20 protein-coding genes are annotated in these 21,156 nt (G+C 52.9%); 7 read left to right on the top strand and 13 right to left on the bottom strand.

All coding sequences use genetic code 11. The features are described 5' to 3' along the window. Position 1 precedes the first annotated feature (1 nt). A complete protein-coding gene (locus AZF00_RS02365; RefSeq protein WP_062382958.1) occupies positions 2-913 on the bottom strand; it encodes a mitochondrial fission ELM1 family protein in 912 nt (303 codons plus the stop codon). Further along, positions 913-1,809: an LpxL/LpxP family Kdo(2)-lipid IV(A) lauroyl/palmitoleoyl acyltransferase gene (lpxL, locus tag AZF00_RS02360; RefSeq protein ID WP_062382955.1), complete on the bottom strand. Its 897-nt coding sequence runs from the start codon at positions 1,807-1,809 to the stop codon at positions 913-915. Before lpxL ends, AZF00_RS02365 begins: the two co-directional genes overlap by 1 nt. Before the next feature lie 147 nt (positions 1,810-1,956). Between lpxL and AZF00_RS02355 the strand changes: the two genes are divergently transcribed. Together AZF00_RS02355 and rpsT are read left to right on the top strand one after the other, a co-directional pair. Further along, the gene (locus AZF00_RS02355) at positions 1,957-2,331 is read left to right on the top strand and encodes a diacylglycerol kinase (protein WP_062382952.1); all 375 of its coding nucleotides are present in this window, start codon (positions 1,957-1,959) and stop codon (positions 2,329-2,331) included. Between the two features lie 119 nt (positions 2,332-2,450). Continuing rightward, positions 2,451-2,723, top strand: coding sequence for a 30S ribosomal protein S20 (gene rpsT, locus AZF00_RS02350; protein WP_008248230.1), 273 nt, complete (start codon positions 2,451-2,453; stop codon positions 2,721-2,723). A 175-nt stretch (positions 2,724-2,898) separates the two neighbouring features. Here rpsT and proB read toward each other — a convergent pair whose 3' ends face one another. The 4 genes from proB to rplU form a co-directional block, all read right to left on the bottom strand. Next, positions 2,899-4,026, bottom strand: coding sequence for a glutamate 5-kinase (proB, locus tag AZF00_RS02345; protein ID WP_062382949.1), 1,128 nt, complete (start codon positions 4,024-4,026; stop codon positions 2,899-2,901). A gap of 11 nt (positions 4,027-4,037) precedes the next feature. Then, positions 4,038-5,240, bottom strand: coding sequence for an Obg family GTPase CgtA (gene cgtA / locus AZF00_RS02340; RefSeq protein WP_062382946.1), 1,203 nt, complete (start codon positions 5,238-5,240; stop codon positions 4,038-4,040). A 98-nt stretch (positions 5,241-5,338) separates the two neighbouring features. Next, positions 5,339-5,596 (bottom strand): 50S ribosomal protein L27, encoded by a 258-nt coding sequence (rpmA, locus tag AZF00_RS02335; RefSeq protein ID WP_008248239.1) that lies wholly within the window; start codon positions 5,594-5,596, stop codon positions 5,339-5,341. 17 nt (positions 5,597-5,613) lie between these two features. Beyond that, positions 5,614-5,925, bottom strand: a complete 312-nt coding sequence (gene rplU, locus AZF00_RS02330) for a 50S ribosomal protein L21 (protein ID WP_008248242.1) — start codon at positions 5,923-5,925, stop codon at positions 5,614-5,616. A gap of 286 nt (positions 5,926-6,211) precedes the next feature. On the opposite strand from rplU, the gene AZF00_RS02325 reads away from it, so the two are divergent. After that, entirely contained in the window at positions 6,212-7,171 is a 960-nt protein-coding gene (locus tag AZF00_RS02325; protein WP_062384810.1) for a polyprenyl synthetase family protein, read from the top strand. A 122-nt stretch (positions 7,172-7,293) separates the two neighbouring features. After that, entirely contained in the window at positions 7,294-8,949 is a 1,656-nt protein-coding gene (gene pgi / locus AZF00_RS02320; protein WP_197465706.1) for a glucose-6-phosphate isomerase, read from the top strand. 75 nt (positions 8,950-9,024) lie between these two features. Here pgi and AZF00_RS02315 read toward each other — a convergent pair whose 3' ends face one another. Together AZF00_RS02315 and galU are read right to left on the bottom strand one after the other, a co-directional pair. After that, positions 9,025-10,374: a phosphohexomutase domain-containing protein gene (locus tag AZF00_RS02315; RefSeq protein WP_062382942.1), complete on the bottom strand. Its 1,350-nt coding sequence runs from the start codon at positions 10,372-10,374 to the stop codon at positions 9,025-9,027. Further along, positions 10,371-11,207 carry a UTP--glucose-1-phosphate uridylyltransferase GalU gene (gene galU, locus AZF00_RS02310; RefSeq protein ID WP_062382940.1) on the bottom strand — a complete coding sequence of 279 codons (837 nt, stop codon included), beginning with the start codon at positions 11,205-11,207 and terminating at the stop codon, positions 10,371-10,373. Before galU ends, AZF00_RS02315 begins: the two co-directional genes overlap by 4 nt. A 227-nt stretch (positions 11,208-11,434) precedes the next feature. On the opposite strand from galU, the gene fabA reads away from it, so the two are divergent. Both fabA and fabB read left to right on the top strand, forming a co-directional pair. Continuing rightward, positions 11,435-11,956, top strand: coding sequence for a bifunctional 3-hydroxydecanoyl-ACP dehydratase/trans-2-decenoyl-ACP isomerase (gene fabA, locus AZF00_RS02305; protein ID WP_008248255.1), 522 nt, complete (start codon positions 11,435-11,437; stop codon positions 11,954-11,956). 50 nt (positions 11,957-12,006) lie between these two features. Continuing rightward, entirely contained in the window at positions 12,007-13,230 is a 1,224-nt protein-coding gene (gene fabB / locus AZF00_RS02300; RefSeq protein ID WP_008248257.1) for a beta-ketoacyl-ACP synthase I, read from the top strand. Positions 13,231-13,302: 72 nt separating this feature from the next. Here fabB and AZF00_RS02295 read toward each other — a convergent pair whose 3' ends face one another. From AZF00_RS02295 to AZF00_RS02275, 5 genes are all read right to left on the bottom strand, one after another. Next, the gene (locus AZF00_RS02295; RefSeq protein WP_062382938.1) at positions 13,303-14,502 is read right to left on the bottom strand and encodes a molybdopterin molybdotransferase MoeA; all 1,200 of its coding nucleotides are present in this window, start codon (positions 14,500-14,502) and stop codon (positions 13,303-13,305) included. 2 nt (positions 14,503-14,504) lie between these two features. Continuing rightward, positions 14,505-15,032, bottom strand: coding sequence for a molybdenum cofactor biosynthesis protein B (moaB, locus tag AZF00_RS02290; protein ID WP_062382935.1), 528 nt, complete (start codon positions 15,030-15,032; stop codon positions 14,505-14,507). Beyond that, positions 15,029-15,886 (bottom strand): sugar nucleotide-binding protein, encoded by an 858-nt coding sequence (locus AZF00_RS02285; RefSeq protein WP_062382932.1) that lies wholly within the window; start codon positions 15,884-15,886, stop codon positions 15,029-15,031. Before AZF00_RS02285 ends, moaB begins: the two co-directional genes overlap by 4 nt. 229 nt (positions 15,887-16,115) lie before the next feature. Next, complete coding sequence (gene ssb / locus AZF00_RS02280; protein WP_062382930.1) at positions 16,116-16,655, bottom strand: single-stranded DNA-binding protein; 540 nt, start codon at positions 16,653-16,655, stop codon at positions 16,116-16,118. 83 nt (positions 16,656-16,738) lie between these two features. Then, positions 16,739-18,103 carry an MFS transporter gene (locus tag AZF00_RS02275; protein WP_231856181.1) on the bottom strand — a complete coding sequence of 455 codons (1,365 nt, stop codon included), beginning with the start codon at positions 18,101-18,103 and terminating at the stop codon, positions 16,739-16,741. Between the two features lie 151 nt (positions 18,104-18,254). Between AZF00_RS02275 and uvrA the strand changes: the two genes are divergently transcribed. After that, entirely contained in the window at positions 18,255-21,101 is a 2,847-nt protein-coding gene (uvrA, locus tag AZF00_RS02270) for an excinuclease ABC subunit UvrA (protein WP_062382923.1), read from the top strand. The last annotated feature ends 55 nt before the right edge of the window (positions 21,102-21,156 follow it).

Below are 21,156 nucleotides of genomic sequence, written 5' to 3'. Positions count from 1 at the left end.
CTCAAACGCTCCCGTGTAATGTCAATAACCAATCCGCCGCGCGGTCAGCCTCCCATAACGGGTAGGCCGCTTCTGGCAAGACTTGATGTAAATTTGCAGTTTCAAAATCCGAGGCCAAGCGGGCAGCCAAGACCTGCCCCATACTCTTAGTGACACGAGACTCCCGCAGCGGCGGCAGGCTCAGCAAGCCTGTAGGCGCGCCAGAACTAATGCTTTCGTAGACCATGGATACGCTGTCACAGCTCACCCACGCCTGACCTACCGCCGCCAAATTAGCCTGCAGCCAACCGGCCGCGGTTTGCTGATAGGGAATGGTCTCAATATTTGCCACATCGAGTTCCGCCACTTTCGCCAACAAATCGGCAGGAGTGCGCGGCGAATCAGACACCAGCCACGCCACCCCCGGCGACGCAGCAGCAATTTGCTGCACTTGCGCCAAAACAGCGTCGTTATCCCAAGCAAAATGCTTATTAATACCGCCGAGCAAGATCAAACCCTGGGCAGAATTTCGCCCCTCGGTAACCGGCACAATGTGATTCATCACTCCCTCTGTTGCCAGTACATTTTGGCGCTTTGGCGGCGCGTCGTGACGAGGCATGCAAACTGCGTCAAACAAAAATAGCGGCCAGCTCGGTCGCATTAACACCAGCGTTTTACCACCAACAAACCATTTAAGCCATAACAGAGGCAGGTGCGTGCGGCTGCCTGCGCCAATGATCCAGTCTGGCGATTGCTTGCAGCCAAACTGCGCCTGCAAACCAGTGCGACTAGTGTAGGAGAATCCCTGCTCTGCGATATTCAGCCAAGACACAGCAAGCGCCGCCTTCGCTTGCAAGCGTGCCACTAAACCCTTGAGCTGATTGAGATGACCAAGCCTGCCGTCGGTAAGCACCCACACCTGCAATGCCGCCATCAGTAAACCCCCGCCTCGCCTTCTGGGCGAGTCTTAAAGCGGCGATGCACCCACATATATTGGTCTGGCACCATACGAATATTGTCTTCCAGCAGCGCATTTATGGCCCGCGCATCCGCTGCGGGATCACCGCTGGGAAAGTTACTCATCGGGATTATCTCCACCCGATAACCTCGCCCGCCTGGCAAGCGCTGCTGCTGGGCAAACACCACCCGCGCCCGACCGCCCTTGGCCAGAGTACTAGTACCGATAGTCGTGGCCGCCATAACGCCAAAAAACGGCACAAACTCGGCGGACTTACGACCGTAGTCTTGATCCGGCAGGTAGTATAACCGCCGTCCTTCACGCAAGCGCCGCAAGGCGCGCTTAATATCTCGGCGATGTATAGGTTCACCGTAACGCCCACGTGAGCGGCTCAAAATATATTCGAACACTGGGTTTTTATGTTTGCGATAAAAGGAATCAGCAGGGTAGCGATAGCCTATCAAGGTACCGCACACATCAAGCGACGTAAAATGGGTGCCCAATACAATGATGCCCAGACCATCTTCACCAATCTCCAGATGCTCCCCGCCCACCAACTCAAAACCAACATCGAGCTTGTCTGGCGCCAAAAACCAAACTCGCAGGGTCTCCATTAAACCAACCCCTTGATTGCGCATGGTCCTGCGAATAAGGTCATCTCGATCAGCGTCGTTTAATGCCGGGAAACACAAGCGAAAATTTGTTTCGCAGGTGTGACGTCGATCGCCAGCAAAGCGATAGAATAAATTACCAATACCCGCACCCAAGGCATAACTCATACGCCGAGGCAGGTGCGCCAACAGCCACAGCACGCCAACACCCAGCCAAACCGGCCAATATTTGGGGTAAATTAATTTACGCTCAATTGTCATCGTTAGAATTTACACTATTGTTACAACAAGTATTACAAGCTCGCGCAGCTACGCAGCGGCGATAGATCATTTAATTTAACGTGCTGCATTGTACACTGATTAGTCACGCCAATTGCCACTGCGCCACAATAGAGATCGACACACTTCATGATGAACAAACCGAGCCGTACCGGAGTGGCCCACGTCCTCGATGCCTACAGATACTCGCTTAAGGGGCTGCGCGCGGCCTGGCGGCACGAGGTGGCATTCCGACAGGAAATTGCCCTCGCCGCACTTTTGCTACCTCTTTCACTATGGCTTGGCACCAACGCTAGCGAAAGAGCGCTACTGATTGGCAGCGTGGTCATTGTTATCGTTGTTGAACTACTCAACTCAGCGATCGAGGCCATTGTCGACCGAATCAGTACCGAGCTACACCCACTGTCCGGCCAAGCCAAAGATCTCGGCTCGGCCGCGGTGATGCTAAGTATGCTGCTGTGCTTGAGCTGCTGGGTAATGATTGCCGTCCAGCGGCTTTTATAGGCTACCGGCACACAATGAATTATTCTGCCTTTAGGCCCACACCCTATTGACAACACAGTGGTAAACAGGAATAATTCCCGGCCTAAATTTTCAGTACTAGGTTTCAAGGAGTTATAAGGGTGGCGAATTCTCCACAAGCTAAAAAGCGCGCACGTCAGGCGGAAAAAAGTCGTACGCATAACGCCAGCCTGCGCTCAATGGTACGCACATACTTAAAGAAAGTGCTGGTCGCAATCGCTTCTGGCGATCAAGATGCTGCCAAGACTGCTTACGTATCTGCAGTTTCTGTTATTGACCGCATGGCGGACAAAGGCATTCTGCACAAGAACAAAGCTGCTCGTCATAAGAGCCGCTTGAACAGCAAAATCAAAGCAATGAGCGCAGCCGCTTAATTCGCTTTTGATTTAGCCAATAAAAAACCCGCCAAGCGCGGGTTTTTTATTGGCTAAAATTTAAATCCACCTAACACAGACGACCGCTCAACACCCGGGACTCGCATCCGCCTTTATCTTAGCGTCTACCATCTCCCGTCCAGCATTATGCGCAAGCCAAGCCTGCCACCCCACATCAACTGACCAACAAATTATCCCGATGTATTAACTCAGGCTCAGCAATATAGCCCAGCGCCTCAGCAATACGCGCACTCGACAAACCCAAAAGTTTGCGGGCGTCCTCAGTATTGTAATTAACCAAACCCCGCGCAACCTCATTACCCTCAGCATCAACACACATAACAAGGTCGCCACGGGCAAACTGACCGCTCACCGCCACCACCCCCACGGGCAATAAGCTACGACCCTGCTGACGCAATACACGCACCGCGCCATCATCGAGCTGAAGCTTGCCGCGCAACTGCAATTGCCCCGCCAACCACTTCTTCCGCGCCGCAATAGGCCGCTGACCAGACAAGAGCAGCGTACCCAAGTCTTCTCCAGCAAATACTCGATCCAAGACTCGGCCTTCGCGACCACCAACAATCACTGTATTCGCACCCGAGCGCGAAGCAAGGCGCGCCGCCCGCAACTTGGTCAGCATACCGCCGCGACCCAAAACGCCGGCACTACCACCCACCATCACGTCGAGCTTGCCATCAGCCACATCGGCTACTGAAATCAACTCTGCCGCGGGGTTCTTACGAGGATCCTCAGCAAACAAGCCGCGCTGATCCGTTAAGATCACCAAGGTGTCGGCGTCAATTAAATTAGCCACTAACGCAGCAAGGGTATCGTTATCACCAAAGCGAATTTCGTCAGTAACCACGGTATCGTTTTCATTAACCACCGGCACCACACCCAACTCAAGCAGAGTTAGCAGCGTGCCACGGGCATTGAGATAGCGGTCCCGAGCCGAGATATCGTCGTGACCCAACAGGATTTGCGCAGTTTGCAGATTATGGGTGCGAAAGCGCTGCTCATAGGCTTGAACCAAACCCATTTGCCCAACAGCAGCCGCAGCCTGTAATTTATGGAGATCGTCAGGCCGCTCTTTCCAACCTAGACGAGTCATACCCTCAGCCACTGCACCCGAGGACACCAATACCACCTCGCGGCCGTCAGCACGCAGGGCGGCGATCTGCGCCACCCAAGCATCCAAGCCCTCTACACAGAGACCACGACCATCATTGGTGAGCAGGGCCGAGCCGATCTTAACCACGACGCGCTTACAAGCGCGTAAACTTTGCCGCTTATCAGACAAGCTTCTTCACCTCAGGGCCGGTAAACCACTTCAACATCGTGATCGTCATCTTCATCGTCGTCGTAATCATCGGTATCGCCAGCGGCGCGACGCTCCGAGCGGCGCTTATCTGCCAGCGCCTGAATACGCTCCCGCGCTTCAGACTGCATGGCATCCTGAATATCGCGCTCACGCTCAGCAGCCTCACTGTCGGTCGCCAACAACTCCGCCTGCGCCTCAACAAACTGCAGAATATCTTGGCATAGCGACTTGGTGTTCGCGCCCGTTATGGCAGAGACCTTATAAACTGGCCCAGTCCAACCCAAGGCATCAACCACTTCCTGACAACGCGCCTCGCGCTCATCCTCAGGGATCAAATCCAACTTATTCAGCACCAGCCAACGCTCACGATTCGCCAGCGTCGGACTAAAGCGACCCAACTCTTTTGCAATAATCGCCACCGCGTCTTGGGGCAAGGTCTCGTCGTAGGGCGCCATATCCACCAAATGCAACAACAGGCGGGTACGGGTTAAATGCTTGAGAAAGCGAATCCCCAAGCCAGCGCCCTCAGCCGCGCCCTCAACCAGACCAGGAATATCGGCAATAACAAAACTCTGGTGCTGCTGCACCCGCACCACACCCAAGTTCGGCACCAAGGTGGTGAACGGATAGTCGGCAACCTTAGGCTTAGCCGAAGACACTGCGCGAATAAATGTCGACTTACCGGCATTGGGCATACCCAACAAACCGACATCGGCGAGCACTTTTAGCTCCAGGCGCAGGTTGCGAATTTCGCCATCGCTACCCCGTGTAAATTGGCGCGGGGCGCGGTTAGTGCTGGATTTAAAACGGGTATTACCCAGACCGTGAAAACCACCCTGCACGACCTTAAGCTCATCGCCAGCCGAGACCAAGTCGCCCAACACCTCAAGGGTGTCCTCGTCAACAATCGTGGTGCCGACCGGCACATCTAGCACCAAATCTTCAGCGCTGCGACCGCGGCAATTAGCGCCGCGACCACCCTCGCCAGGGCGCGCGGTATAGGATTTTACAAAACGAAAATCGACCAAGGTATTCATAGAGGGATTGGCGCGCAAAATCACGCTGCCGCCATCACCACCGTCGCCGCCATCAGGGCCGCCCCAAGGGATAAATTTTTCCCGCCGAAAACTGAGACAGCCGTTGCCACCGCGACCTGCTTCAACTCGAATTACTGCCTCATCTACAAATTTCATTACCGCGCCAACCAAATAAAATGAATATACCGAAAAACCTATCTACAGAAACAAAAAAGCCCCGTCAATAGACGAGGCCTTCAAGATCACCGCGAGGTTTACGCTGCAACTATACTAATATACTTGCGGCTCTTGGGACCTTTAACCTCAAACTTCACTACACCGTCTGCCTTAGCAAACAGAGTGTGATCAGTACCACAACCAACATTTTCACCGGCGTGGAAACGAGTTCCGCGCTGACGAATAATAATGCTACCTGCACTAACTACCTGACCACCAAAACGTTTTACGCCCAGACGCTTACTCTGCGAGTCGCGTCCGTTACGAGTACTACCACCAGCTTTCTTGTGAGCCATGAGTCTCTCCTAATTCCTTAAGCACTGATACCAGTGATTTTCACTTCGGTGAACCACTGACGGTGACCAGCTTGCTTCATGCTGTGCTTCCGACGGCGAAACTTAACAATTTTCACCTTGGCGTGACGACCTTGCGCAATTACTTCCGCAGTCACTTTACCGCCCTCAACATATGGCGCGCCAATTTTTAGATCGTCACCGGTCTTAACCATCAACACTTTATCGAAGGTCAAACTTTCGCCAGTGGCAACTTCAATTTTTTCTAGCTTGAGGGTTTCGCCCTCAATAACACGGTGCTGCTTACCACCGCTTTCAATCACTGCGTACATGTTTATATCTCCAAGAGCCTGCTTGCAATAGTTTGTTTCGGCCGAGCGTTCGTATCGAGACCAATATCGAAATAGGGCCTAGCTACAACACGCCGGGACAAGTCCAGGCACCGTCACCACCACTTAACCATTAAGGGGCCGCACGGTTTTGCTTCAGGGGCGCGAATTGTACGCAGTTTTAAAAAAATACACAATACCCGCAATCACAAGTGACGCCTAGACCTTGACAGCTAGCGGCTGCGCTCATACGATGCCAGCCGACTCCGCCAGACGACTCCTTGCCACCATGCAACAGATTAGACAGGTCGTGGACAGCGAATTCGTCGCCGTCAATGACTTCATCATCGAACAACTGCATTCTAATGTGCCCCTCGTGGAAAACATCGGCCACTATATCGTCGATGCTGGAGGCAAACGCCTGCGCCCATTACTGAGCTTGCTCAGTGCTGGCGCCATTGGCCAAATTAGCGAAAAGCACCTGCAATTGGCCGCGGTTATTGAGTTTATCCACACCGCCACCCTGCTTCACGATGATGTTGTTGACATCTCCGCCCTGCGCCGCGGCCGCCCAACTGCCAACGCCAATTGGGGCAACGCGCCCAGTGTCCTCGTTGGTGACTTTCTTTATTCCCGCGCCTTTCAAATTTTAGTGCAGATTGGCAGCTTCCCCTTAATGGGCCTACTTTCTGACACAACCAATACCGTCGCGGAAGGCGAAGTACTGCAACTGACCCGCGCGGGTAACCCCGACACCAGTGAAGCCACCTACTTCGAGGTCATTCGCAGTAAAACCGCCGTCTTATTTGGTGCGGCCTGCAGTGGCGCCGCCATTCTCAGCGACAAACCGGAGCAGCAAGATGCGCTGCACGACTACGGCATAAATCTTGGCATCGCCTTTCAACTCATTGACGACATTCTCGACTACGAAGGCGATCCAGCCGAAACCGGCAAAAACGTCGGCGACGATCTCGCCGAAGGCAAGCCGACACTGCCGCTAATTTATTTACTCGAAAATGGCAGCGACAAGCACAAGCAGCTAGTGCGAGACGCCATTAGCCGCAAATCTGCCGAGCAGCTCGAGGCCATTGTCGATGCCGTTAAGCACTGCGGGGCACTCGACTATTGCCATGCCGCAGCCAAGCGCTACACCGACGCGGCACTCGCCGCACTCAATAGCCTGCAGCCCAGCCCCTACCGCACCGCGCTTGAAGAACTGACTGAAATCGCCCTTTCTCGCCGCAGCTAAGTTTCTCACCAAAGCGACGCTCCGGCGGATTACAATCTCCCCAATAAGCCGTTACAATTTCAGTACTTATCGCCGAGATGGAAAAACTGGCGCGCACCGAAACGGATATCCGAGGAGTTATTTTGAGCACAGCTGTAGACCAGGCATCAGCCAAACTAAGTGATCTTGATTTACAGACACAGCTGACCGAACTCGCTCGCAACGCCGCCAACACCCCACTTAAAAACCGATTCAAGCTCGATCCTCTACGCGCCAGCACCTTTAGCGGGCACGTCGGCCCCTTATTTGTCGATTTCGCCAAGCATCACCTGGATACCGGCATTCTCTCCACCTTGTGCACACTCGCCCACCAACGCGGCGTGCCACAACAACTCGATGCCTTACGCGCTGGCGCCAAGCTCAATAACACCGAGGATCGCTCGGCAAACTACCCGTGCCTGCGGCGCTGGGCCAGCAGTGACACAAGCGCGGCGCATGACCCCGCGATTGACGCCATGTATCGCAAAATGGAAGCACTGGTCACCGCAATCCACGCGGGCACTCACCGCAGCAGCACCGGACAAACCTTTACCGATGTTGTCAATATTGGCATTGGCGGCTCAGACTTCGGCCCGCGCTTAGTATGCGACGCCCTAAGCAACCAGCACCCCAACACCTTGCGGCCCCACTTCGCCGCCAATATCGACCCTAGCGTGATGACCGAGATACTGGCTCGCGTACCCGCCGAAACCACCTTATTCATTGTCGCCTCAAAATCCTTCGGCACCCAAGAGTCCCGTTGTAATGCTCAGACCGCACGAGCCTGGCTACAATCCGCGCTCGGCACCCGCGACGTCGACGCCCACTTTATGGCAGTAAGCTCTAAGCCCGAAGCCGCCAAGGCGTTTGGCATTAGCGAAGAATTAATCATTCCCGTTCCCGAGTGGGTTGGTGGCCGATTTTCGGTATGGTCAGGCTTTGGCCTCGCCATTGCCTTATGCGCTGGCATGGACAGCTTCCGCGCCCTACTCAAAGGTGGCTACGCGGTAGATCAGCACGTTGCCAGCCAGCCCCTAGAAAGCAATATCCCACTCATCTTAGGCATGCTAGATGTATGGTACCGCAACGCCTGGGGCATGACGTCACACGCGGTACTGCCCTATGAGCATCATCTAAAATTGCTGCCTATTTATTTGCAGCAATTATTTATGGAGAGCGCGGGAAAATCCGTCAAGGCAGATGGCAGCCCAACCGCTGGCGCAACCGGCGGCGTTATCTGGGGCACCGAGGGCACCAATGGCCAGCACTCCTTTCATCAACTCCTCCATCAAGGCAGCGACGCGATTCCCTGTGATTTTATTGCCAGCCTAAGCTCGCACAACCCGATTGGCGAGCAACATCAAGCATTAATCGCCAACTGCTTCAGTCAGAGCCTAGTGTTAATGCAAGGCCAAGCCGCCGCCGACATCGAAAAAGATTTAATCGCCAGTGGCATGGATGCCAGCGCCGCCCGGCAGCTCGCACAGCACAAAGCCATGCCCGGCAACCGCCCTAGCACCACTATTTTAATGAACAAGCTTGACGCCGAAAGCCTCGGCGCGCTCATCGCCCTCTATGAATACCGCCTATTTGCCACAAGTTTTATGTGGGGCATTAACCCTTTCGATCAATGGGGAGTTGAGCTGGGGAAACAGATAAGCCAAACGCTTATGGCTAGCTTAAGTGGTGACGATACGGCCACTCTAGATTCGTCGACTAGCCAACTCATTGCCCTTTTTCGACAAGCTCAAGACGCGTAAATTTTAAGCAAGTAGCAGATGCAATAAAGGCGCCGGGAGGCGCCTTTATTGCATACTCAATCATCAAGAATTGATTTACAGCATTGCCAATAACTCAGCGGTTTTCGCTTCCATTAATGGTATGTCACCATCACTCTCAACGTTGAGGCGCACCACCGGTTCGGTATTGGACATCCGCACATTAAAACGCCAGCCGTCAAAGCTCATACTTAAGCCGTCGGTAAAATCTACTGCCGCCGCCAAAGGAGTGTAATGCGCCTGAATCGCCGCAATCACCGCTTTAGCGTCGGCTACTTCGCGATTTATTTCTCCGCTGCAAGGGAATAAAGCGACTCGCTGTTCAACCAATGACGACAAGCTCGCGGACTTCACCGACATCAGCTGCGTTACCAACAACCAGGGAATCATGCCGCTGTCACAAAAAGCGAAGTCGCGAAAATAGTGGTGGGCACTCATCTCGCCACCGTATACCGCGTTCTCGATGCGCATCCGCTCTTTGATAAATGCATGGCCGGTCTTGCACTGCACAGCGCTACCGCCAGCCTCCTCAACAATGGCAATGGTATTCCAGGTTAAGCGTGGATCGTGGACGATTTTTTCGCCGGGATTTTTCAGCAAAAATGCCTCGGCCAATAAGCCAACCACGTAATATCCCTCGATAAAATCACCGGTTTCATCGAAGAAAAAACAGCGGTCAAAATCGCCATCCCATGCCACACCCAAATCAGCGCCATGCTCTTTTATTGCATCAATACTGGGCTGACGGTTTTCAATCAATAGTGGATTAGGCACCCCGTTTGGGAAGTTGCCGTCAGCCTCATGATGAACCCGAATAAATTCAAAGGGGAGATACGCTTCCAGCAAATCAACAACGCGACCAGCCCCGCCATTGCCAGCATTAACCACAATTTTTAGCGGCTTTAACGATTCGACATCAACATAGCTCAGTAGATGTTCAACATAGGCGGACGACGTATCTAAGGCCTGAAGGCTGCCGCGTGTTGCGACTGGCGCAAACTCGTTTTTCTCGGCCAGCGCTTTAATGTCGAAAAGACCAGTGTCTCCACTGATGGGCTTGGAGCCTTCACGCACAAACTTCATGCCGTTATAGTCTTTAGGGTTATGGCTTGCAGTAACGGCAATACCACCATCCATTTCGGCATGGGAGGTGGCGAAATAAATTTCTTCCGTTCCGCACAAACCAATATCGTAAACATCCACACCCGCGTCGCGCAGGCCTTCGGTCAGGGCACCTTTAATCGACTCACTGCTTAAGCGAATATCATGACCAACCACAACTTTCTTCGGCTGTATCACCTCGGCAAAAGCGCGGCCAATTCGATAGGCAATATCTTCGTTTAGCTGATCGGGAATACGACCGCGCACGTCATAAGCTTTAAAGCACGTTATCTCACTACTGCTCACGACGAGGCCTCGCTATAAACATTCTCGTAAACGTAGTTGGTCGCCTCAATAAAGCCCGGCACGCTACCACAGTCAAAACGCTTGCCGCGGAACTTATAAGCGAGTACACAGCCATTTTGCGCCTGTGTCATTAGCGCATCAGTCAACTGAACTTCGCCGTTTTTACCTGGCGGAGTGTTACGCAAAATATCGAAAATATCCGGCGTTAAAATATAGCGACCAATAACCGCCATATTGGTTGGTGCGTCTTCTGGCTTGGGCTTTTCTACCATGGAACTAACGCGGTACAAGCCATCGCCCATTTCCTCACCCGCAATGACCCCATATTTTTCAATCTCTTCCATTGGCACTTCTTGAATCGCAACAATGCTGCAGCGAAACTGCTTATACAGCGCCACCATTTGCGCCATAACGCCATCATCTTCTTGGTTGAGGCATAAATCATCTGACAAAATCACGCCAAAAGCCTCATCACCAATCAAGCATTCGCCGGTCAAAATTGCGTGACCCAGACCTTTCATTTCGCGCTGACGGGTCATCATAAACGTGCCTTCATTAAGCACATTGCGAATACAGTCGAGATAGCGCTCCTTGCTCGTTCCCGCTATTTGGTTTTCTAACTCGTAACTAATATCAAAATGATCCGCAATTGCGCGCTTCCCGCGACCGGTGACCAGGGCGATTTCTTTTAAACCCGCCTGAATCGCCTCCTCTACGCCATACTGCACGAGAGGCTTGTTGACGATGGGCAGCATTTCCTTGGGCATGGATTTGGTTGCGGGAAGAAAGCGCGTGCCGTAACCGGCGACGGGGAATAGACATTTTCGAATCATAATATTTCCTGAAGTACTGTCGGGAGCCATCCCGAATCCTTTTAACGAATGTTAACGCTGCGGTATTCTCCCAACAGCTGCGACGCTTGGCAAGCACCGCTCTTTTATCGCCTTTGTATGACAACTCAATGACAGCAAGCATCACGCCAATGTTGACATTTTAATGTGCCAGCCAAAACCTTCGTGCTAAGATAAGCGCTACATTTTCAAACTGAAACTATGGCCTCATGTCTCTAATCCATCAAAATAGCTTTACCAAAGAAGAACTCATCGACTGCGGACACGGCAAATTATTTGGTCCCGGTAATCCCAAGCTCCCCGTAGATAATATGCTAATGGTAGACCGGATTACCCACATTAGCACGGAAGGCGGCAGCTACGACAAAGGCGTGTTAGTGGCCGAACTCGATATCAATCCAGACCTCTGGTTCTTTGACTGCCACTTTAAAGGCGACCCTGTAATGCCCGGCTGCTTGGGCCTTGACGCAATGTGGCAGCTGGTTGGTTTTTACCTTGGTTGGCGCGGCAATAGCGGCAAAGGCCGTGCACTCGGCGCGGGCGAAGTAAAATTCACCGGCCAAATACTGCCCGACTCCAAGCTTGTCACCTACACCCTGAACTATAAGCGCCTTATTGAACGCAAGCTTATATTAGGCATAGCCGATGGCGAAGTCGCAGTTGACGGCAAGGTAATCTACACCGCAAAAGATTTGCGCGTTGGCCTATTTAAAGACGACGCCAGTTTCTAATATTTCCTGAAAACCCAATTAATACTACAGATAAGATAATGAGGTATCCGATGAAACGTGTTGTCGTAACCGGTATGGGGATTGTTTCCAGCATCGGCAATGATTTGGCAGAAGTACTCACATCATTGCAAGAGGGTAAGTCGGGAATCGCGTTCAACGAAGAGTACAAGGAAAAAGGATTTCGCAGCCAAGTTTCTGGCTCCATCAAAAACCTCGACCTTAAAGAACGCATTGACCGCAAGCAGCTGCGCTTTATGGGCGATGCCGCCGCCTACGCCTATATCGCCATGCAGGAAGCGGTTACTGACTCCGGCCTAACAGAAGATCAGGTTAGCAATGTCCGCACCGGCATTATTGCTGGCTCTGGCGGCGCGTCTTCCGCCAACCTCATTGAGTCTGCCGACACGCTGCGCGAGCGCGGTGTAAAACGCATTGGGCCCTACCGCGTTACCCAAACCATGGGCAGCACGGTTTCGGCTTGCCTGGCCACACCATTTAAAATCAAAGGTGTTAACTACTCAATTTCCTCGGCTTGCGCGACCAGTGCCCACTGCATTGGCAATGCCATGGAGCTGATCCAGCTCGGCAAACAAGATGTGGTTTTTGCTGGTGGCGGCGAAGAAGAACACTGGTCTTTAAGCTGCTTGTTTGACGCCATGGGCGCACTATCAACCAAATATAACGACACTCCTGAGAAAGCATCTCGCCCCTACGACGCCAATCGCGACGGTTTTGTTATTGCCGGCGGCGCAGGTATGATCGTGCTTGAAGAGTTAGAGCACGCCAAGGCTCGCGGCGCGAAGATATACGGCGAGATCGTCGGCTACGGCGCTACTTCTGACGGCTACGACATGGTCGCACCAAGCGGTGAAGGCGCGGCACGCTGCATGGCCCAAGCGCTCCAGGGCGTTGATGGCGATGTTGACTACATCAACTCTCACGGCACATCGACGCCAGCGGGTGACATGCAGGAATTGAAGGCGGTTAAACAGGCCTATGAAGGCAAAACCATTCCAACAATAGGCTCCACCAAATCCCTAGCTGGCCATTCATTAGGCGCAACCGGCGTGCAAGAAGCCATTTTCTCACTACTGATGATGAAGCATAATTTTATTGCTGCATCAGCCAATATTGAGACGGTTGACGACGAAGCAGCTGGCGTGCCGATCGCACTGACCCGTCAGGACAACGTCACGCTGAATACGGTTATGTCGAATAGCTTTGGCTTTGGCGGCACCAACGCCAGCTTGGTATTTCAGCGCTATCAGGCGTAAAACTGCCTAGTGATGCTTGCAGCGCAATGCGCTGCAAGTATCTCCTCACCGGCATGCATCAGCATTATTCTCTTAGCAAATATCCCGCAAAAAAATCACGTCAACACGGTCACCACGCCCCAAGGTTTTACCAATAGGGATAATCGCCAGGGCATTGCACCACGATACCGATGACAGCGCCCCAGAGCTTTGCTGCGAATGAATTTCAACCTCCATACCCGCTTCGCCCGGTGTCACTCTAGCGCGCAAATATTCTTGTCTAGACCCTGCTCGCGGCCAGTCAAATAGAGCCTGTGCCGACCACTGCGGCGGCTGCAATTGGGTCGCACCCTGCATTTTTAGCAGATAGGGCCGCACCAGCAGGCAGAAAGTCACGAAGCCCGACACCGGATTACCCGGTAGACCAAAAAATGGCACATCAGCTACTCGACCATAGGCTAGCGGCTTGCCCGGTTTAATCGCCAGCTTCCATAAGCTCAAAGACCCTAAAGCCTCAACCTGGCTTTTGACGTGATCCTCTTCACCAACTGACACGCCACCACTGGAAATCACCACATCAGCGGTTGCCGCTGCCCGTACCAAGGCATCTCTGGTCGCCTCCGGCGTATCGGCAACAATTCCAAGATCAACCACCTCAGCACCAAGCGACGCAATCAGCGCGGCTAACATTGGCCGATTAGAATTATAAATTTGCCCGGCGGCAAGCACCTCACCAGGCTCGCGCAACTCATCACCGGTGGACATTAAGGCTACTCGCAGCCGACGCCCGACCCGAACAGATGCAATTCCCAGCGAGGCCAACAAACCAAGATCCGCAGCCAATAATCGATGCCCTTTAAGCAGTATTCGCTGCCCAGCGGCAATATCTTGGCCTCGGGGTCGAATATGCTGCCCTAAGCGTGGCACGGTATTCACTTGAAGCATATCGCCAACAAGCTCGCAGTCTTCCTGCGCGACAACTGTATCAGCGCCCGCAGGAATTGACGCCCCAGTGAATATTCGCGCAGCCGTGCCCGCTTGCAGAGCGCAGGGATTGGCACCTGCCGGTATCCGCTGGCTGATTCGCAGCGATGCGCCCGCGCCTAGGTCGCTCAGACGCAGTGCATAGCCATCCATGGCACTATTATCCAACGGCGGCACATCAATTTGCGCACAAACATCAGCAGCTAGGATGGCGCCCTGCGCCTGTGCTAAATTTCGCGACTCAGCGCCCCACAATGGCACATCCGCCAACAATTGGTGCAGTGCCTCAGCCACAGAGCGCAAGGCCATGATTAAAGACCTCCGTCCTTACGGGTCTTTAACACCCCAACAAAATTACAGGGGCTATGACGGCTATCAAGCTGCTCACAAATAATGGATTGCCACGCCGTTTTACAGGCACCCGTCGATCCCGGCATACAAAAAATAACCGTATTATTCGCCAGCCCTGCAATAGCGCGCGACTGGATGGTTGACGAACCTATCTCTTGCAGAGAGACCGAGCGAAAAACCTCACCAAACCCCTCTATAACCTTGTCGAATAGCACTGCCACTGCCTCGGGCGTTGAATCGCGACCAGAGAAGCCCGTCCCTCCGGTGAGCAATACCGCTTCAATGCTTGGGTTTGCAATCCAGGCTGACACCGTTGCGCGGATCTGATAGACGTCATCTTTAACTATTTGCTTATCAATTAAATGGTGACCCGCAGCACCGAGGGCAGCGACTAAATATTGCCCCGAACTGTCCGTACTCTCGTCGCGGGTATCTGAAATCGTCAGCACCGCCATCCCCAACGGGATCAAATCTGCACTAGCACTCATTTCGACGTCTCCTCACAAACGGTTTTTATCATGCGCGGCAAATACGCCCGCCACGGCAAGCGCTTAATACCAAAATCTTGCAAGATGCGCTCGCAGCTTAGCTCTGGCACCTCAGGACACCATGTTGCGCCCTCTTCGTCGACCTCTAAACCCGCCATTGGCGCAACAAATTGCGACGCAAAAGCACACACCACTTCTGCAAACTCATAGGCACTGGCTCCGCCGCTACTGCAATAGTGATACACGCCACCACATACCGCCCCACAACTAATTTGGTCAACCAGGCCCGACACTACCCGCGCTAAATCAGCAACCGGCGTCGGATAGGAAACCTGCGCATCGTTTAAGCGCAGCGTTTCGCCATCGCGCATAGTTAGCAAACAATCACGGAGAAAATTGCCCTCTTGTACCGCAATCAACGGTCCGGTGCGCAACACCAAGCCAGACGCTTCGCTGGCAACCAGCGCGCATTCCACCGTCGCGAACTGCTCCCCAGCGATGCACTTGGCATCTGGTTTATCGGCCTCATAAAATGTGATGCCCTCATCACCACGCGCACCAAATACCCTGCCATCACTCAGCAACAAATACGGAACAGCTAATACTCGACAGCGCGACAAAAATGCCTGCCGCAGATCGAGCAAGCGTTGATGTTCAGCATTAGCAAATGCCACATTACGCTGCAAAAAGCTCAGCGCATCAGCATCAATCACCAGCGCACCGCGCAGCAATTCATCACCGAGTCCGGCCACCTCATCAAAAGACACATTGATACTCGCACGCCCCCGCGCTGCAAACTGACTAAGCAGTGCAGTAACCAAGGCGCCCGGTCGAGAAATCACAATTACATTCACAGAAAAATCACAGAATTCAGCAGTTAAAGCAGGCGTCTAAACCCGCGGGAATGGCAAAGATGACAGGATTCAGAATGCCAGAAAAGTCATCAACATTACTCAATGCGCCATTGATGCGCAAGAAATTATCAGCCTAACACCACACTTACAACCGCTCTTTAGCTCACAAAAAAGCCCCAATACGTGGGGCTTTTTTGTGGATACTTTACATAAACCTCTATTGTATATCCTAGAACGGGATATCATCATCAAAGTCGTCAAAGCCTGCTGGCGGGTTTTGCGCTGGCGCTGCTGCTGGTGCACGATTTTGCTGCGGAGGCGGCGCACGACGCGGCGCGGGCGCTGCAGCTTGGGCCTGAGGCGCTTGCTGCTGACCATAGCCGCCATCATCGTAATTGCTAGCGCCACCAGAAGCACCACCGCCGGCGCCACCGCGACCATCGAGCATCTGCATTTCTGCTGCAACTATTTCAGTGGTGTACTGATCCACCCCTTCTTTATTCTGCCATTTGCGAGTACGCAGCGACCCTTCCACATAAACTTTGGAGCCTTTTTTCAAATACTCACCAGCGATTTCGGCGAGGCGATTGAAAAACACGACTCGGTGCCACTCGGTGCGCTCCTGAGGTTGGCCGCTCTGCTTGTCTTTCCACGTTTCGCTTGTTGCGATGGTGACATTGGTCACGGCGCCGCCAGAAGGCATGTAACGGGTTTCGGGATCTTGGCCCAGATTTCCGACCAAAATAACTTTATTTATACCACGCGCCATGCGTTCTCTCCTGTTTTTCTATGGATGCGAACCAACGCCCGCAACAGATACTGCACTATACCGGATTCCGCCGAAAGCGGCCATTAGCTACCCAGCTGCAGACCTTCAGGCAAGTTGGCCAAATCAAAATCACTGCCTACCTGCAAATAAGCAATACGCTCGCCTTCCAGCACCGTAATATCCAAGGCGCCGGGTAAGGCAAGAACCTCACGGCGTATATCCGCTACATCCCATGCCCCAAACTGCCAGCTTAAAACGATACTCTCAGATTTGAGGGGAACCGACATTCCCCAAGCAGCAATCAACCACGCTCCGGCGAGTATCGCGGCCCCGGCAAAAACCGCACTCGCACCCCAGCGACCAAATAAACCGCCGCCAATCGCGCCGCCGCAGAACGCGCCAAAAAACTGAAAGGTTGAATACACCCCCATGGCGGTGCCTTTGCCTCCGGCGTAAACAGTTTTGCTTACTAGCGAGGGCAACGACGCCTCCATTAAATTAAATGCCACAAAAAATAAGGTAATGATAATAAGCAAAGGGGTAAAAAGCTGTCCCCAACACGCTGCGGCAAGCAAGGCTAAAACAATAGTGGCAATACCAAGTAAAAACACCTCCCGCATTTTATTTTTGGTTTCGGCAATAATAATGAAAGGCACCATGGCAACAAAGGCCACCACCATCATCGGCAAATACACTTGCCAGTGAGCATCACGGGACAAGCCCTGCTCCTCCAAAATTCCCGGCACGGCGATGAATATCGCCATTAAAATAGCGTGCAGACTAAATATCCCGAGATTGAGGCGCATTAGGTTGCGATCGTTAAGGCAACGCGCCAGCATTCCGCTCAGCGACTGACTGTCAGCATCCACGCGCTGAGCATCAGGGTTCGGTACAAGAAATAAGGTAATGAAAATACCCAAACCGGCAAGGACTGAGGTGCATAAAAACAGGCCTGAAACACCAAGCCATGAAGCCATTAACGGCCCTATCACCATAGCAGCCGCGAAGGACACGCCAATGCTCATACCAATCACCGCCATGGCTTTTGTTCGATGCTGCTCCCTAGTAAGATCAGCGAGCAACGCGGTCAAGGTACTTGCTATAGCGCCAGTGCCCTGTAATAAACGGCCGACAATAACACCAAAAATAGTATCGGCTCCGGCAGCCACCACACCACCAGCAATGAACAATAATAAGCCGCTAATGATGACCGGTTTGCGACCGATACGGTCCGACAACATGCCGAGCGGCACCTGGAGAGCAGCCTGCCCCAGACCGTAAATACCCAAGGCCAAGCCAACCAGTACCGGCGTGCTATAGTCATATTCAGCCGCGTACAAACTTAATACCGGCAGCAGCATAAACAAGCCAAGCATGCGAAAGGCATACAGGCTTGCTAAGGATACAATCGCGCGCAGTTCAGTTGCACTCATCGAATGATGATTCAAGGGCGAGGAAATCCTACAAAATTAAGGGGTTTGGCCGCCATTCTAACAGCTATGCTGCCGCCAAAAAACCATACATATTAGCAACGAGCTTGTTTTGCGCCGCATGGTGTCGACGTCGTATAATGTCCGGTTTATTAGGCCGGGAAAATATATGGATCGGATTATCGTCCGCGGTGCCCGCACCCACAATCTAAAGAATATCGATCTTGATATACCCCGCGACAAACTTGTCGTGATTACCGGGCTGTCCGGTTCCGGCAAGTCATCGCTCGCCTTTGACACGCTCTACGCCGAAGGTCAGCGCCGCTACGTTGAGTCCTTGTCGACTTACGCACGACAGTTTTTGTCAATGATGGAAAAGCCCGATGTTGACCACATTGAAGGCCTGTCACCGGCCATCTCGATTGAGCAAAAATCGACGTCCCATAATCCACGCTCAACCGTCGGCACCATCACCGAAATTTATGATTATTTGCGCCTGCTCTTTGCCCGCGCTGGCGAACCCCGCTGCCCTGACCATAATGTGGCACTTTCAGCGCAAACCGTCAGCCAGATGGTCGACACAGTATTAGCGTTACCCGAGGGCAGCAAGCTGATGATGTTGGCGCCGATTGTGCAAAATCGCAAAGGCGAACATATTCACACCTTTGAAAAATTGCGCAGCCAGGGTTTTGTACGCGCACGCATCAATGGCTTAGTCACCGATTTAGACGATTTACCCACGCTGGACAAAAACAAAAAGCACACCATCGAAGTGGTGGTAGACCGCTTTAAAGTACGCGAGGACCTCACCCAACGCCTAGCCGAATCTTTTGAAACCGCACTAGAGCTCACCGACGGTATCGCCAGCATTGCCGACATGGACAATGGCAAAGCAGCTGAATTAACGTTCTCGTCAAAGTTCGCCTGCCCCCACTGCGGCTACAGCCTATCCGAACTCGAGCCCCGACTCTTCTCCTTTAATAGCCCGCTAGGTGCCTGCAGCAGTTGCGATGGTTTAGGCGTTAAGCAATTTTTTGACTCTTCCCGCATAGTGCAACACCCTGATGTCAGCCTTTCCACCGGCGCGATTCGTGGCTGGGATCGGCGTAGTGTTTACTACTTCCATATGCTTACCTCACTTGCCGAGCATTATGGATTTGACATAGACGCGCCCTTTGAAGAACTGAGCGATGAGCACCGCCAAAAAATCCTGTTCGGCAGTGGCACAGAAGAAATCAGCTTCACTTACATCAATGACCGCGGCGACAACTTCCAGCGCAAGCACCCCTTCGAGGGGGTGATCCCCAATATGGATCGCCGCTACAAAGAAACCGAATCGCAAACCGTTCGCGAAGAATTGAGCAAATTTTTAAACTCCCAATCCTGCCCAGACTGCGCGGGCACGCGGTTACGCAAAGAAGCGCGAAATGTTTTTATTCTCGACAATACTCTGCCCGAAATTACCGCCATGCCGGTTGGCGCCGCGCGGGAATATTTTACCGAGCTCGAGCTCAGTGGTCGTCGCGGCCAGATAGCCGAAAAAATTCTGAAAGAAATTAACGATCGCCTGCGTTTTTTGGTCGACGTTGGTCTTAACTACCTTACGCTAGACCGCAGCGCCGACACCTTGTCTGGCGGCGAAGCTCAGCGCATTCGCCTAGCTAGCCAGATTGGCGCGGGCCTCGTCGGCGTTATGTATATTCTCGACGAACCCTCGATCGGCCTCCATCAGCGCGACAATGAACGACTTTTAAAGACCCTCCGTCACCTTCGCGATATTGGCAATACCGTCATTGTGGTTGAGCACGACGAAGACGCCATTCGCACCGCCGATCACATTATCGATATCGGCCCTGGCGCCGGAGTACACGGCGGCCGCGTCATTGCGGAAGGCAAAATAGAAGATATTTTAAATAGCCCTGAATCCCTCACCGGGCAATATTTATCCGGTAAGCGTGCAATCGCGATCCCAAAAATTCGCCATCCCGTTAATCCAGATCAATGCCTGCGGATAGAAGGCGCAACCGGCAATAACTTACGGGATGTCGACCTGACTATCCCGCTAGGGCTAATGACCTGTGTCACTGGTGTTTCTGGCTCGGGCAAATCCACACTTATCAATCACACACTCTACCCGGTGGCGGCGACAGTGCTCAACGGCGCGACAACCTTAACGCCTGCACCCCATCGCGCCGTGACAGGCCTAGATCAAGTCGATAAATGCATCGACATTGACCAGAGCCCGATTGGTCGTACACCTCGCTCGAACCCGGCAACCTATACCGGCATATTTACGCCAATTCGGGAACTCTTTGCCGGCACCCAAGAAGCGCGCTCGCGGGGCTATAAAGTTGGCCGCTTTAGTTTTAACGTAAAGGGCGGACGCTGTGAAGCCTGTCAGGGCGACGGCGTCACTAAGGTAGAAATGCATTTCTTACCCGACATTTATGTCGCCTGTGAAGTTTGCCGCAGCCAGCGCTACAACAGAGAAACCCTGGAGATCGTCTACAAAGGCAAGAATATCCACGAAGTATTGGATATGACCGTAGAAGACGCCAACACCTTTTTTGAAAACGTACCGTCGATCAGCAAAAAGCTGCAAACCCTGATGGACGTTGGCTTAAGCTATATTCGTTTGGGTCAAGCCGCCACCACGCTATCTGGCGGCGAAGCGCAGCGCGTGAAACTCGCCAAGGAATTGTCTAAGCGCGATACCGGCAAGACCTTATATATCCTTGATGAACCCACCACCGGACTGCATTTTGAGGACATTCAATTACTGCTTACGGTATTACATCGCTTGCGAGACCACGGCAATACCGTCGTCGTTATCGAACATAATCTCGACGTGATCAAGACTGCAGACTGGATCGTGGACCTCGGCCCTGAAGGCGGCAGCGGTGGCGGCATGATTATCGCCGAAGGCACCCCAGAAGAGATCGCTACCATGAGCCAGTCCCACACAGGACATTTTCTTGCGGACGTTCTCAAGCTCGCCAAGCAGCGCAGCGCCTAATAGCGACGGGGTCGGTCTTTGACTGACCCAGCACACCAAAAGCCAATTTTAAGAC

It is taken from the genome of Zhongshania aliphaticivorans, from assembly GCF_001586255.1.
In the GTDB taxonomy this organism is placed as follows: Bacteria; Pseudomonadota; Gammaproteobacteria; order Pseudomonadales; family Spongiibacteraceae; genus Spongiibacter; species Spongiibacter aliphaticivorans.
Note: the sequence above shows the minus strand (reverse complement) of the source record. Positions and strands in the feature narration are given on the sequence as shown.

Bases quoted from the DNA above. Each gene is read 5' to 3' on its own strand.
- AZF00_RS02365 (WP_062382958.1), bottom strand. From the start codon at position 913: ATGGCGGCATTGCAGGTGTGGGTGCTTACCGACGGCAGGCTTGGTCAT.
- lpxL (WP_062382955.1), bottom strand. From the start codon at position 1,809: ATGACAATTGAGCGTAAATTAATTTACCCCAAATATTGGCCGGTTTGG.
- AZF00_RS02355 (WP_062382952.1), top strand. From the start codon at position 1,957: ATGATGAACAAACCGAGCCGTACCGGAGTGGCCCACGTCCTCGATGCC.
- cgtA (WP_062382946.1), bottom strand. From the start codon at position 5,240: ATGAAATTTGTAGATGAGGCAGTAATTCGAGTTGAAGCAGGTCGCGGT.
- rpmA (WP_008248239.1), bottom strand. From the start codon at position 5,596: ATGGCTCACAAGAAAGCTGGTGGTAGTACTCGTAACGGACGCGACTCG.
- rplU (WP_008248242.1), bottom strand. From the start codon at position 5,925: ATGTACGCAGTGATTGAAAGCGGTGGTAAGCAGCACCGTGTTATTGAG.
- AZF00_RS02325 (WP_062384810.1), top strand. From the start codon at position 6,212: ATGCAACAGATTAGACAGGTCGTGGACAGCGAATTCGTCGCCGTCAAT.
- galU (WP_062382940.1), bottom strand. From the start codon at position 11,207: ATGATTCGAAAATGTCTATTCCCCGTCGCCGGTTACGGCACGCGCTTT.
- fabA (WP_008248255.1), top strand. From the start codon at position 11,435: ATGTCTCTAATCCATCAAAATAGCTTTACCAAAGAAGAACTCATCGAC.
- fabB (WP_008248257.1), top strand. From the start codon at position 12,007: ATGAAACGTGTTGTCGTAACCGGTATGGGGATTGTTTCCAGCATCGGC.
- AZF00_RS02295 (WP_062382938.1), bottom strand. From the start codon at position 14,502: ATGGCCTTGCGCTCTGTGGCTGAGGCACTGCACCAATTGTTGGCGGAT.
- moaB (WP_062382935.1), bottom strand. From the start codon at position 15,032: ATGAGTGCTAGTGCAGATTTGATCCCGTTGGGGATGGCGGTGCTGACG.
- ssb (WP_062382930.1), bottom strand. From the start codon at position 16,655: ATGGCGCGTGGTATAAATAAAGTTATTTTGGTCGGAAATCTGGGCCAA.
- uvrA (WP_062382923.1), top strand. From the start codon at position 18,255: ATGGATCGGATTATCGTCCGCGGTGCCCGCACCCACAATCTAAAGAAT.